Source organism: Brevundimonas sp. P7753, assembly GCF_013386595.1.
Classification (GTDB): Bacteria; Pseudomonadota; Alphaproteobacteria; order Caulobacterales; family Caulobacteraceae; genus Brevundimonas; species Brevundimonas bullata.
In genome coordinates this window covers 451-839 of record NZ_JACARP010000104.1, presented here as the reverse complement: position 1 = coordinate 839, position 389 = coordinate 451, and positions in this window count along the sequence as shown.

Here is a 389-nt window from a genome sequence, read left to right as displayed (position 1 = left end):
GCCACCAGCCGCGTGTTCAACGCCCGCGTCGGCATGGAACAGCGCCTGAACGCCGATTGGACCCTGTCGCTGTCGGGCGGCTACAACAGCCTCGCCCGCCAGACGATCGACCGCGGTCGTATGAACACCCAGGGCGATGGCTTTGACCTGGGTATCGGCGCACGCCGCAGTTGGGCANNAGAACGGCTATGCCCAACTGGGGGCAGAGGCAGGCCGCACCATCCGTTCAGGCCATTTCTACCTGCGTCCGGCGGTGCAGGTGCTGGGGACGGCACTGCGTAGCGGCGCCTTCGAGGAAGGCGGCTGGCAAGGCATGGGCGCTCGCGTCCTGTCCGACACCCAGTACATCGGCTCGATCGAACCGAAGGTGACCACGGGCGCGACCTTCG